This window comes from Pseudomonas sp. ANT_J12 (assembly GCF_008370045.1).
GTDB lineage: Bacteria > Pseudomonadota > Gammaproteobacteria > Pseudomonadales > Pseudomonadaceae > Aquipseudomonas.
The window spans coordinates 66,089-77,808 of record NZ_VOBN01000017.1 but is presented as its reverse complement, the minus strand read 5'-3'; the positions used below and the strand labels follow the sequence as shown (position 1 = coordinate 77,808).

Annotated in this window: 13 protein-coding genes; 6 read left to right on the top strand and 7 right to left on the bottom strand. The window is 60.4% G+C overall.

The window, feature by feature from the left end:
• Window positions 1–3: 3 nt before the first annotated feature.
• From FQ192_RS26260 to FQ192_RS26245, 4 genes are all read right to left on the bottom strand, one after another.
• Window positions 4–945, bottom strand: coding sequence for a MerR family transcriptional regulator (locus FQ192_RS26260; RefSeq protein WP_149661130.1), 942 nt, complete (start codon window positions 943–945; stop codon window positions 4–6).
• The gene (locus FQ192_RS26255; RefSeq protein ID WP_149661129.1) at window positions 946–1,905 is read right to left on the bottom strand and encodes a 2-thiouracil desulfurase family protein; all 960 of its coding nucleotides are present in this window, start codon (window positions 1,903–1,905) and stop codon (window positions 946–948) included.
• Window positions 1,906–2,119: 214 nt separating this feature from the next.
• Window positions 2,120–2,335 carry a TIGR02450 family Trp-rich protein gene (locus tag FQ192_RS26250; protein ID WP_149661128.1) on the bottom strand — a complete coding sequence of 72 codons (216 nt, stop codon included), beginning with the start codon at window positions 2,333–2,335 and terminating at the stop codon, window positions 2,120–2,122.
• Window positions 2,332–3,318, bottom strand: coding sequence for an NAD(P)/FAD-dependent oxidoreductase (locus FQ192_RS26245; RefSeq protein WP_149661127.1), 987 nt, complete (start codon window positions 3,316–3,318; stop codon window positions 2,332–2,334). The genes FQ192_RS26250 and FQ192_RS26245 overlap by 4 nt, the downstream gene beginning before the upstream one ends.
• Before the next feature lie 196 nt (window positions 3,319–3,514).
• On the opposite strand from FQ192_RS26245, the gene FQ192_RS26240 reads away from it, so the two are divergent.
• The gene (locus FQ192_RS26240; protein WP_149661126.1) at window positions 3,515–4,417 is read left to right on the top strand and encodes a TIGR01777 family oxidoreductase; all 903 of its coding nucleotides are present in this window, start codon (window positions 3,515–3,517) and stop codon (window positions 4,415–4,417) included.
• Between the two features lie 13 nt (window positions 4,418–4,430).
• Entirely contained in the window at window positions 4,431–5,456 is a 1,026-nt protein-coding gene (gene hemH / locus FQ192_RS26235) for a ferrochelatase (protein WP_149661125.1), read from the top strand.
• A 178-nt stretch (window positions 5,457–5,634) separates the two neighbouring features.
• Here hemH and FQ192_RS26230 read toward each other — a convergent pair whose 3' ends face one another.
• Together FQ192_RS26230 and upp are read right to left on the bottom strand one after the other, a co-directional pair.
• Window positions 5,635–6,909 carry a uracil-xanthine permease family protein gene (locus FQ192_RS26230; RefSeq protein ID WP_133840270.1) on the bottom strand — a complete coding sequence of 425 codons (1,275 nt, stop codon included), beginning with the start codon at window positions 6,907–6,909 and terminating at the stop codon, window positions 5,635–5,637.
• A gap of 2 nt (window positions 6,910–6,911) precedes the next feature.
• A complete protein-coding gene (gene upp, locus FQ192_RS26225) occupies window positions 6,912–7,550 on the bottom strand; it encodes a uracil phosphoribosyltransferase (protein ID WP_123410117.1) in 639 nt (212 codons plus the stop codon).
• Window positions 7,551–7,714: 164 nt separating this feature from the next.
• On the opposite strand from upp, the gene FQ192_RS26220 reads away from it, so the two are divergent.
• From FQ192_RS26220 to FQ192_RS26205, 4 genes are all read left to right on the top strand, one after another.
• Window positions 7,715–8,272, top strand: a complete 558-nt coding sequence (locus FQ192_RS26220) for a hypoxanthine-guanine phosphoribosyltransferase (RefSeq protein WP_123509212.1) — start codon at window positions 7,715–7,717, stop codon at window positions 8,270–8,272.
• 3 nt (window positions 8,273–8,275) lie between these two features.
• On the top strand, window positions 8,276–8,749 hold the full coding sequence (locus tag FQ192_RS26215; RefSeq protein WP_149661124.1) for a WbuC family cupin fold metalloprotein: 474 nt from the start codon (window positions 8,276–8,278) through the stop codon (window positions 8,747–8,749).
• 173 nt (window positions 8,750–8,922) lie between these two features.
• Window positions 8,923–9,408: a hypothetical protein gene (locus FQ192_RS26210; protein WP_149661123.1), complete on the top strand. Its 486-nt coding sequence runs from the start codon at window positions 8,923–8,925 to the stop codon at window positions 9,406–9,408.
• Between the two features lie 63 nt (window positions 9,409–9,471).
• Entirely contained in the window at window positions 9,472–9,759 is a 288-nt protein-coding gene (locus FQ192_RS26205; protein WP_149661122.1) for a PA4642 family protein, read from the top strand.
• Window positions 9,760–9,907: 148 nt separating this feature from the next.
• Here FQ192_RS26205 and mqo read toward each other — a convergent pair whose 3' ends face one another.
• A complete protein-coding gene (gene mqo / locus FQ192_RS26200; RefSeq protein ID WP_149661121.1) occupies window positions 9,908–11,416 on the bottom strand; it encodes a malate dehydrogenase (quinone) in 1,509 nt (502 codons plus the stop codon).
• Window positions 11,417–11,720 lie beyond the last annotated feature (304 nt).

Here is an 11,720-nt window from a genome sequence, read left to right as displayed (position 1 = left end):
CATCTAAATAAGCCCACGCTGAACGAGAACCTGATGGGCCGACAAGGGATCTTCGGCCAGGAACAAATCAGCAATTTCAGTAGTTTTTACGGACAACTCGGCGTGGTGGATGCACACCGTTGGTCCGGCAATCATTTTTGGGCAACTGACGCCATTCAAAAGTTTCGGCAACTGCGCCAGGTTCATGGCTTTGCTGGAATACAGCAGTACGCCTCGGGCTTGCAGGTGTTCGACCGCCAGTGCGAGTTCGCCGGCCGGGAGTGGCCAATCGAACACTTCCACCGGGCAATCGGCGCTGCTGATCAGCCACGCGGTGAGCCACACGTGAGGTTCGAGTGGCAGGTCCGAGTGATTGATCAACAGCAGCGGTGCGGCGTGCAGCTGACGATTGTTATGGTAGATGCGCGCGCCAAATTTGCTGCGTAACCAGGAATAAAAGAACACACGCTCCATCTGCGCACCAAACTGGCCTTGCCAGCGTTGCTCCAGTTCGCTCAATAACGGCAGCAGCAACTGCTCACACAGGGTACGGGGCGGGTACAGCGCCATGGCCTGGTTGACGGTGTCATCGAGGGGGCGTTCGGCCAGTTGCGTGACTGCTTGCAGCAGCGTGTTGCGCAACAACTGCCAGTCGTTTTCCACCGTTTCGGTAAAGGCCTGTGGCGTGTCGAGCAGTTGCTTGACCTGGCTGACGGCCACGCCGCGATTGAGCCAGGTCAGAATCGTCAGGATCCGTTGCACATGCTCGGCCGAGAACAACCGATGGCCCTTGGGTGTACGTTGCGGCACGATCAGGCCGTAGCGCCGTTCCCAGGCGCGCAGGGTGATGGCGTTGACGCCGGTCTGGCGCGCGACTTCACGAATCGGCAGCCAGCCTTCGTCCAGGGCTTTCTTGAAGTCGGCGCCGAGGTCTTCGCTGGCACTGGTGTCGAGTGGGCTTTTCATTTAGATCGCATTTCGCAGGCTGAGGTTTTCCGGGTGCGGTTGCAGGTAAACCTGTTGCGCGATGTACGGATCCGGGTGTTGGCGAAAGAAGTGCTTGAGCAACGTCAGCGGCACCACCAGCGGCACGATGCCGTGGCGGTATTGGCCGATGACGTGTTGCATTTCCTGCTTGTCTTCAGCGCTGATGGCCTGTTTGAGATAACCGCTGATGTGTTGCAGGACGTTGGTGTGGGTGCGGCGTGTGGCGCATTTTTTCAGCGCCTCCATCAGCTCGCTGAAATAACGTGGGCCGAGGGCTTTCGGATCGGTCTGGCCCATGTTGCCCAGCAGGTTGCCGAGGGTTTTGTACTGCACCGGGTTGTGGGCCATCAGCAGGTATTTGTAGCGCGAGTGGAAGTCGATCAGGCCGCGGCGGGTCAGGCCTTGCTGGAGCAACTGCTGCCAGGCGCTGTAGGCAAAGACTCGGGTGAGGAAGTTTTCCCGCAGCACCGGATCGTTGAGCCGGCCGTCTTCTTCCACGGGCAAATCCGGATGCTGTTCGCAAAAAGCCCGGGCGTAGATGCCGCGACCGCCGCCGTCCACCGGGGCGCCGTTGGCGTGGTAAACCTTGACCCGCAACAGCCCACAGGACGGCGATTTTTGCATGAAGATATAGCCGCAGATATCACCCAGCTCGGCCGCCATTTGCTGGCCGTAGGCGGCGAGGGGTTGGGTGACGTTGATCTCGGGATTGACGGTGCCGATAGCTTCGGGACGGTCGGGATCGCCCACGAGCCGGATCGGCTCCCGGGGAATGCCGAGGCCAATCGCGACTTCCGGGCACACCGGGACGAAATCGAAATAGTCAGTGAGGGTACGACTGCACAGCCGCGACTCCTTGTGCCCGCCGTTGAAGCGCACCTCGGCGCCCATCAGGCAGGCGCTGATCGCTATTTTCGGTTTGGCGGTGGCGTTGGACATCGAAGCACCTCGAATCTAAACCTGTACAGAGCATGAACTCTGTACAACATAATCTTCATCATAGATTCGAAGCTGTACAAGTCAAATTATTTGTATAGGTTTTTTCGAGGGCTCGATCGTTCCCACGCTCTGCGTGGGAATGCAGCCCGTGACGCGCCGCGTCACTGGACACGGAGCGTCCCCAGAGGCATTCCCACGCGGAGCGCGGGAACGATCAGTTCCAGCCCAACAGCCAAGTGTTGCTGTCTTTCAAGGTTTGCCAATCGATGCGCTCACTGCGCTGGGTCAACACCGCCTGCAACTCAACTTCCAGCACCGTGCCATCCTCATCGCGGAACAGCTGCGTCACCAGAAAATGTTTTTCGCGGTTTTTCGGTTGGGCTGCTGTCCATTTCGACAGCAGCAATTTAGCGGGATTGAGGCGGTTCACTGCAGGTGCGCATGCAAGCGGCGGGCGGCTTCCTGGCCACTGAGCCAGGCCCCTTCGACGCGACCGGAGAGGCACCAGTCGCCACACACATACAGGCCCAGGTCGGCATCCGCCAAGACGCCCCATTCATGGCTGCTGGCGGGGCGGGCATAGAGCCAGCGGTGGGCAAGGCTGAAGGTCGGCGCCGGCATCGCACTGTGCAGCAGCTCGGCGAACGCCCCGTGCAGTTGCTCGATCACGGCTTCCTTGGGCAGGTCGATGTGTTGTCGGCTCCAGGTGCTGGTGGCGTGTAGCACCCAAGTGTCCAAAGTGTTGTCGCGCCCCGGTTTGCTGCGGTTGCGGGCCAGCCAGTCGAGCGGGCTGTCCTGCACGAAGCAACCTTCCATGGGCGTATCCAGCGGGGTGTCGAAGGCGAGGGCGATGGCCCAGGTCGGGTCCATTTTGACCCCGGCCGCAGCCCCCGCGAGCTTCGGCGCGGAGGCCAGCAGCGCGGTGGCCTGAGGCGCCGGCGTCGCAATCACTACGTGACTGAACGGACCATGGGTGAAGCCTTCGGCGTCCTGTAGATGCCAATGCTCTTCACCGCGATAGACCTCGGTGATGCGGCAGGCGAAATGCACTTCCAGGTCGCCGAGCAGGGCGCGGGTAATCGCGCTCATGCGCGGCGTGCCGACCCAGCGCGTCTGTTCATCCGGCGACAGGTTGAGCTGGCCGCCCTGGAACGTGTAGAGCTGCGGCGTCCACTCTGCGACCCAGCCGTTGGCTTGCCAGCGCTGCACTTCGGTGACGAAGCGTCGGTCACGGGCCGTGAAATACTGCGCACCCATGTCCAGAGCACCGGCGTCACTGCGCTTGCTCGACATGCGTCCGCCGCTGCCACGGCTTTTATCGAAAAGTTGAACGACATGCCCGGCCTCCGTCAGGGCCTGGGCGGCTGAGAGCCCGGCGATGCCGGTGCCGATGATTGCGATAGGTACAGTCATAGGGGCCTCGTTTACCTTTCTGTACAGACTACGCCGTGGTTTAAACCTGTACAATATTGTTTTTTGGTATAACTTTTAGCGTTCTCGTTCTGACAGCTTGGCCTATTGTTAAACACAGACACTGCCTGATACCAAAGATCCCTGCTTATAAAAATAGACTAGTGATCAAGGTAAAACGCCACGCGAGGAAGAAGTCATGCACATATTGCTGACCGGCGGTACTGGTTTGATAGGACGTCAGCTCTGCCGTCACTGGTTGAGTCAGGGGCATCGCCTGACGGTGTGGAGTCGTTCTCCAGAAAAAGTCGCGAAAATCTGCGGTGCTCAAGCTCGCGGCATTGCCCGTCTCGAAGACCTCGGCGAGGAACCGCTCGATGCCATCATCAACCTGGCGGGCGCTCCGATAGGTGATCGTTGGTGGACGACCCGGCGCAAGGCGCTGTTGTGGAGCAGCCGCATCAGCCTGACCGAAAGCCTGCTGGCCTGGCTCGAAACCCGCGAGCAAAAACCTCAGATACTGATCTCCGGCTCAGCGGTGGGTTGGTACGGCGATGGCGGCGAGCGCGAGTTGACTGAAGACTCGCCGCCGGTGATCGATGATTTCGCCAGCCAGTTGTGCATCGCCTGGGAGGAAACCGCCCAGCGTGCCGAGGCCTTGGGCATTCGGGTGATCCTGGTGCGCACCGGGTTGGTGGTGTCGGCCGAGGGCGGCTTTTTGTCGCGGCTGTTGCTGCCGTTCAAACTGGGGCTGGGCGGGCCGATCGGCAACGGTCGGCAGTGGATGCCGTGGATTCATATCAAGGATCAAATCGCCCTGATTGATTTTCTTCTGCATCGCATTGATGCCAGCGGTCCATATAATGCCTGCGCGCCCAAACCGGTGCGCAATCGCGAATTCGCCAAGACGCTGGGCAGCGTGTTACACCGCCCGGCGTTCATGCCCATGCCGGCGCTGGCATTGAAGGTCGGCCTGGGCGAGATGTCGTTGCTGTTGCTGGGCGGCCAGAAGGCTGTGCCGGCGCGCTTGCTGGAAGCGGGTTTCAAGTTCCAGTTCACTGATTTACGCGCGGCCCTGGACGATCTGTCCAGCCGCCTCTGAAATAGGACGTTGCATGACCGATCACGCGTTGCTTCTGGTCAACCTGGGCTCGCCGGCCTCCACTTCGGTGGCGGATGTGCGCAGCTACCTCAATCAATTTCTGATGGACCCGTATGTGATCGACCTGCCATGGCCGGTGCGACGCTTGCTGGTGTCGCTGATCCTGTTCAAACGTCCGGAGCAGTCGGCCCACGCCTACGCGTCGATCTGGTGGGAGGAGGGCTCGCCACTGGTGGTGCTCAGCAAACGTCTGCAACAGGCCATGACCGCCCAATGGACCCATGGCCCCGTCGAGCTGGCGATGCGTTATGGCGAGCCGTCGATCGAATCGAAGCTGCTGCAACTGACCGCTCAGGGCCACAGGCGCATCACCCTCGCGCCCCTTTACCCACAGTTCGCCGACAGCACCGTGACCACGGTGATCGAGGAAGCCAAACGGGTGGTGCGCGAGAAAAAGCTCGATGTGCAGCTCTCGATTCTGCAACCGTTCTACGATCAGCCGGAATACCTCGATGCGCTGGTGGCCAGTGCCAGGCCGTATCTGGAGCAGGATTACGATCACCTGCTGCTGAGTTTCCACGGTTTGCCGGAACGGCATCTGACCAAGCTCGACCCGACCGGCCAGCATTGCTTCAAGAACGAAGACTGCTGCAAGAATGCCTCACCGGCGGTATTGGCGACGTGCTACCGCGCCCAGTGCCTGCGCACGGCGGACGAATTTGCCAAGCGCATGGGCTTGCCGGATGGCAAGTGGTCGGTATCGTTCCAGTCGCGTCTGGGGCGAGCGAAGTGGATCGAACCCTACACCGAAGCACGCCTCGACGAGTTGGGCAAACGTGGCGCGAAGAGGATTCTGGTGATGTGCCCGGCGTTCGTCGCCGATTGCATCGAGACCCTGGAAGAGATCGGGGATCGTGGGCTGGAGCAATTCCGCGAAGCGGGAGGGGAGGAGCTGGTGCTGGTGCCGTGCCTCAACGATGACCCGCAGTGGGCGAAGGCGTTGAATGCGTTGTGCGAGCGGGCGCCGTTGGCCCTGTAAACGTCACGCAGAATGTGAGACAGGCTTGTTGTGGCGAGGGGGCTTGCCCCCGTTCGACTGCGCAGCAGTCGTAAATTCAGCAAACGCGGTACATCTAATGTTTCGCGGTTGTAGGGTTTAGGGCCGCTTCGCGACCCAACGGGGGCAAGCTCCCTCGCCACAGGGATTGAGGCGTCTGTTACAACAACGGCTCATCCGCCTTCTTGTGCTTCCAGCTGTCATTACCCGGCAGCAACAGGTTCAGCGCAATCGCCACCACCGCGCACAGCGCGATGCCTTTGAGGCCGAAGTCGTCTGGCCCTGTGCCGGTGCCGACCAGCACACCGCCAATCCCGAACACCAACGTCACCGAGACAATCACCAGGTTACGCGCCTCGCCCAGGTCGATCTTGTGGCGAATCAGCGTGTTCATGCCCACCGCCGCAATCGAGCCGAACAACAGGCACAGAATCCCGCCCATCACCGGCACCGGAATGCTTTGCAGCAATGCGCCGAACTTGCCGACAAACGCCAGGCTGATGGCAAAGATCGCCGCCCAGGTCATGATTTTCGGGTTGTAGTTCTTGGTCAGCATCACCGCGCCCGTCACTTCGGCGTAGGTGGTGTTGGGCGGGCCGCCGAACAGGCCGGCCGCGGTGGTGGCAATGCCATCGCCGAGCAGGGTGCGGTGCAGGCCGGGTTTCTTCAGGTAATCGCGACCGGTCACGCTACCGACCGCAATCACGCCGCCGATGTGCTCGATGGCCGGGGCCAGCGCCACCGGGACGATAAACAGAATCGCCTGCCAGTTGAATTCCGGCGCGGTGAAGTGCGGAATCGCGAACCACGGGGCAGCGGCAATCTTTGCGGTATCCACGACACCGAAATAGAACGCCATGCCAAACCCCACCAGCACGCCAGAGATGATCGGCACCAGGCGGAAAATGCCTTTACCGAATACCGCGACGATCAGGGTGGTCAGCAGCGCCGGCATCGAGATCAGCATCGCGGTCTGGTAATGAATCAGCTCCGAGCCGTCGCCCGCCTTACCCATCGCCATGTTGGCGGCAATCGGCGCCATGGCCAGGCCGATGGAGATGATCACCGGACCAATCACCACCGGTGGCAGCAAACGGTCAATGAACCCGGTGCCTTTGATCTTCACGGCCAGGCCCAGGAAGGTGTAGACGAAACCCGCCGCCATCACGCCGCCCATGGTCGCCGCGAGGCCGAACTGGCCCTTGGCGAGAATGATCGGGGTGATAAAGGCAAAACTCGACGCCAGGAACACCGGCACCTGACGCCCGGTGACGATCTGGAACAGGATCGTCCCCAGGCCGGCGGTGAACAGCGCCACGTTTGGATCAAGGCCGGTAATCAGCGGCATCAACACCAGGGCGCCGAACGCCACGAACAGCATCTGTGCACCCGACAGCACCGTGCGCCAGAGCGGATCGTTGAACTCTTCCTGCATGCTCAAGCGTCCTTCTGCTTGGTGCCGAAGATCTTGTCACCGGCATCGCCCAGGCCCGGGATGATGTAACCGTGCTCGTTCAAACGTTCATCAATGGAGGCGGTGTAGATCATCACGTCCGGGTGCGCCTTCTCGACGGCAGCGATGCCTTCAGGGGCGGCAACCAGCACCATCGCGCGGATGTCGCGGCAACCGGCCTTTTTCAGCAGGTCGATGGTGGCGACCATGGAACTGCCGGTGGCGAGCATCGGGTCGATGATCATCGCCAGGCGTTCGTTGATTTCCGGAACCAGTTTTTCCAGGTAGGTGTGGGCCTGCAGGGTTTCTTCGTTGCGGGCCACGCCCACGGCGCTGACTTTGGCACCCGGGATCAGGCTCAGCACGCCTTCGAGCATGCCGATACCGGCGCGCAGGATCGGCACCACGGTAATTTTCTTGCCGGCGATTTTCTCGACCGACACGGTGCCGGCCCAACCTTCGATATCGTAGGTTTCAAGCGGCAGGTCTTTGGTGGCTTCATAGGTCAGCAGGGCACCGACTTCCTGAGCAAGCTCACGGAAATTCTTGGTGCTGATGTCTGCGCGGCGCATAAGGCCAAGTTTATGACGGATCAGCGGATGGCGGATCTCTTGGATGGGCATGGGGAAAGCTCCGGCGGCGGGCAAAAAAACCGGCCTAGATTAATCTATCCGAGGGTGTTGTCCTATAGACATAAGGTACGTTAGTCCACAAACGCTTGATCTGGACGGGCGGGATGCGTACCTTTGCCCGCTTTTCCTGAATCCGCCACCCCTTGGAGAGCGACATGCCTGCTGATCTCGAGCATATCCGTCAAATCATGCGAGAGGCTGACTGCCTGTACACCGAAGCTGAAGTCGAGGCGGCCATCGCCCGCGTCGGTGCACACATCAACGAACAGCTGGCTGAGACCAACCCGGTGGTGTTCTGTGTGATGAACGGCGGCCTGATTTTCGCCGGCAAGCTGCTCACCCATCTGCACTTCCCGCTGGAAGCGTCCTACCTGCACGCCACCCGCTATCGCAACGAAACCAGCGGCGGCGACCTGTTCTGGAAAGCCAAGCCGGAAGTCTCGTTCCTCGACCGCGACGTGCTGATCATCGACGATATCCTCGATGAAGGTCACACCCTGGGCGCGATCATCGACTACTGCAAACACGCTGGCGCGCGCAAAGTGCACACCGCCGTGCTGATCGACAAGGACCACGACCGCAAGGCTCGCCCGGACCTGAAAGCCGATTTTGTTGGTCTGCCGTGCATCGACCGTTACATCTTCGGTTATGGCATGGACTACAAAGGCTACTGGCGCAACGCCAATGGGATTTTTGCCGTTAAAGGAATGTAAACAATGGCTACGCCGAGCTTTCTGGATCAAGCACTGTTCGCGGATTTGGCTGAGAAAGCGGCGGGCAACCCACGTGGTCGGCAGCATCACAACTTTCATCAGATGGAGGAACCCTGCCACCGGATGGCGGTAGGGTTGCAGCCGAGCACGTACATTCCGCCTCACCGGCACCAGAGCGCCGACAAGGCTGAAACCCTGGTGGTGTTGCGAGGTCGTCTCGGCCTGCTGATTTTTGATGAGTCTGGCCAGGTTACCGATAAGTGCGTCCTGCAGGCCGGTGGCGATTGCCTGGGGGTGGACTTGCCGGCAGGCATTTATCACGGTCTGGTGGTGCTGGAAGCTGATAGCGTGATGTTCGAGTGCAAGGCTGGCCCTTTCCGTCCGGTCGGTGAAGGTGATCTGGCCCACTGGGCTCCGCGTGAAGGCGAGACGGGTGTGGCCGAGTATCAAGCCTGGATGCGCGCGCAGTTCGATTGATCTCCACCCCGTGTAGGCGCGAGGCTTGCCCGCGATATAGGTGTGTCAGTCAAACCAGTTATCGACTGACACACCGCCTTCACGCGGGCAAGCCTCCCTCCTACAGAGGCGGCGGCACAGCTTCACCTCCGTCAGCCGTGATAAAGTGCCCGGCCTCGCCTCCGGAGCCCGTCATGAGCCTTTTGATCCGCAGCTGCGCCGCCCTGTTGCTGACCCTCAGCCTGCCTCTGGTCGCCGCCCCGGCGCCGATGCACGCGCAGTTCCTGCCACCGGACGACCTGACCCTGCGCGACGCCGAACCGGAGCAGCAACAACTGCTGCAGGTCACCGATTATTCGGTGGTGGTGGGTAGCCAACGCCAGTCGACCCAACAACCGATCCCGGTGACGTCACCGCTGCTGATCCGCCTCAAGGGCAAATCCCTGAACAAGGGCGCGACCATCAGCCAGGTGATGGTCAATTTCGATGGCGAAAGCAAAAGCCTGAAAAAGCCGATCTACGACGAGAAGAGCAAAACCCTGACGCTCTACTACCCGCTGGCTCAATACCGGGTGGTGATCGATTTGCTGCGCAACGACACGGTGTATTGCCAGTTCCTCAGTTACGCCAACGGCCATGTCTGGGCCGATCTGCACACCGGCAGCGTGCGTTCGCGTTGAGCCTGGCCTCAATCGAGGGGTAAACTGCCCGCCCCGTGAAATGTCTGCGAGCTGGAGTCGGCAATGCGTAAAGATAAGAAGCAAGTGATTGGTGACGAGATCGGCGATGAGCAAATCAAACTGTTCCTCGATTTTGAACCGGTCGACGCCATTTCCCCGTCCCTGCACAAACTGATCAAGGCCTATCGCGGCCTGCGCATCGACGACTTCGAGCGCTTCCTGACGTTTTTCGTCGAGGCAGGGTTTGACCTGGACGGCAAGGATGAGCATGGCAATGATTTTGTTGCGGTGATCAAGGATCAGCGTAATGCGGCTGAGTACATCGAGTTGATCGCCAAGGCTCGCGGTTGAATCGCGGACACCTGTGCCCGTAGGAGTAAAGCTTGCTCGCGATAGCGCTCTGAAGGACGCCATCGCGGGCAAGCCATGCTCCTACAGATAGGCGCATAAAAAAACGCCCCGCTCTCACTGAGAACGGGGCGTTTTTTGTGGGGCCGAATCAAGCGTAGCTTTCGGTCTCGTTACTGGCTTCAACCAGTTCCAGCGCGACGTTGTTGTGCGCGTTGATCTTGCGATACAGCGCCGCGTCGGTTTCCAGGACTTTTTCCCGAGCCGGGAAGATTTCCGCCAGTTTGGCCGCCCATTCGCCGGAGGCTTTGTTCGGGAAGCACTTCTCGATCAGCTCAAGCATGATCGAAACCGTCACCGAAGCACCAGGGGAAGCACCGAGCAATGCAGCAAGGGAACCGTCCTTGGCCGCGACCAGTTCGGTACCGAACTGCAGAACGCCGCCCTTTTTCGGGTCTTTCTTGATGATCTGCACCCGTTGGCCGGCCACTTCCAGGCGCCAGTCTTCGGCCTTCGCTTCAGGGTAGAAGCGACGCAGGGATTCCAGGCGCTGCTCCATCGACTGCATCACTTCGCTGACCAGGTACTTGGTCAAGTCCATGTTGTTTTTCGCCACGGCCAGCATCGGGCCGATGTTGCCGGCACGAACCGACAGCGGCAGGTCCATGAAGGAGCCGTGCTTGAGGAACTTGGTGGTGAAACCGGCGTATGGCCCGAACAACAGGGACTTGTTGCCATCGACCACGCGGGTGTCCAGGTGCGGCACCGACATCGGCGGCGAACCCACGGCGGCCTGGCTGTAGACCTTGGCCTGGTGGTGCTTGACCACTTCCGGGTTGTCGCAACGCAGCCACTGGCCGCTGATCGGGAAGCCGCCGAAGCCTTTGCTTTCCTCGATGCCCGACGCTTGCAGCAACGGCAATGCCGCGCCGCCCGCGCCGAGGAAGACGAATTTGGCGTCGACTTCACGGGTGTTGCCGCTGTTGACGTCCTTGATGCTGACGGTCCAGCCATTGGCGTTACGCTTCAGGCCGGTGACGCGCTTGCAGTACTTGACCTGGGCATCCGGTGCGCTGGTCAGGTGCTTGAGCAATTGATTGGTCAGGGCGCCGAAGTTGACGTCGGTGCCATTCATCACGCGGGTGGCGGCCAGGACTTCGTCGGGCGAGCGGCCCGGCATCATCAGGGGCATCCACTCGGCCATCTTGGCCTTGTCTTCGGTGTATTCCATATCGGAAAAGGCGTGGTGCTTGCTCAGCACGTTGAAGCGTGACTTGAGGAACGACACGCCGCTGTCGCCTTGCACGAAGCTCAGGTGCGGCACCGGGCTGATGAAGGTCTTGCACGAGCCGAAGGTGCCTTTCTTGGTCAGGTACGACCAGAACTGCTTCGACACTTCGAACTGGGTGTTGATGTGCACGGCTTTCTTGATGTCGACGGTGCCGTCGGCGGCCTGCGGCGTGTAGTTGAGCTCACACAGCCCGGCGTGACCGGTCCCGGCGTTGTTCCACGGGTTGGAACTCTCCGCGGCACCCGAATCCATCAGCTCGACGACTTCCAGCTTGATCGCGGGGTCGAGCTCTTTGAGCAGTACAGCGAGGGTGGCACTCATGATGCCGGCCCCTACGAGTACTACGTCGACTGCTTCGTTATGCGCCATTTAACGCGTCTCCAAAATCTGCAGCACCAAATTGTCGGCATGGCTGCCAGGCGTTCAGGGCGAGTCAGTGATGCCCCAGGTACCCATGGCAGTGTCGCCATGTCCGAATCTTCGCAATTTTTCGCAACTTCGACGGACGCTACCGGCCGGGCCTATGAGTGATATGAACTCATTTCAGCACACGACTGGCAATTCGACTTATGGTCGAGACATCCGTTTGTGCAACCAAATCCGTAGCGGACAGGCTTCAGGCTCCGGTATTTGAGGCGTACCCGGTCCTGTGTCGTTGGGCTGTTTCAGACGC

Excerpts from the sequence above, each read along its gene's own strand:
- FQ192_RS26255 (WP_149661129.1), bottom strand. The coding sequence starts at position 1,905 with ATGTCCAACGCCACCGCCAAACCGAAAATAGCGATCAGCGCCTGCCTG.
- mqo (WP_149661121.1), bottom strand. The coding sequence starts at position 11,416 with ATGGCGCATAACGAAGCAGTCGACGTAGTACTCGTAGGGGCCGGCATC.
- upp (WP_123410117.1), bottom strand. The coding sequence starts at position 7,550 with ATGCCCATCCAAGAGATCCGCCATCCGCTGATCCGTCATAAACTTGGC.
- FQ192_RS26215 (WP_149661124.1), top strand. The coding sequence starts at position 8,276 with ATGGCTACGCCGAGCTTTCTGGATCAAGCACTGTTCGCGGATTTGGCT.
- hemH (WP_149661125.1), top strand. The coding sequence starts at position 4,431 with ATGACCGATCACGCGTTGCTTCTGGTCAACCTGGGCTCGCCGGCCTCC.
- FQ192_RS26230 (WP_133840270.1), bottom strand. The coding sequence starts at position 6,909 with ATGCAGGAAGAGTTCAACGATCCGCTCTGGCGCACGGTGCTGTCGGGT.
- FQ192_RS26245 (WP_149661127.1), bottom strand. The coding sequence starts at position 3,318 with ATGACTGTACCTATCGCAATCATCGGCACCGGCATCGCCGGGCTCTCA.
- FQ192_RS26220 (WP_123509212.1), top strand. The coding sequence starts at position 7,715 with ATGCCTGCTGATCTCGAGCATATCCGTCAAATCATGCGAGAGGCTGAC.
- FQ192_RS26210 (WP_149661123.1), top strand. The coding sequence starts at position 8,923 with ATGAGCCTTTTGATCCGCAGCTGCGCCGCCCTGTTGCTGACCCTCAGC.
- FQ192_RS26205 (WP_149661122.1), top strand. The coding sequence starts at position 9,472 with ATGCGTAAAGATAAGAAGCAAGTGATTGGTGACGAGATCGGCGATGAG.
- FQ192_RS26240 (WP_149661126.1), top strand. The coding sequence starts at position 3,515 with ATGCACATATTGCTGACCGGCGGTACTGGTTTGATAGGACGTCAGCTC.
- FQ192_RS26260 (WP_149661130.1), bottom strand. The coding sequence starts at position 945 with ATGAAAAGCCCACTCGACACCAGTGCCAGCGAAGACCTCGGCGCCGAC.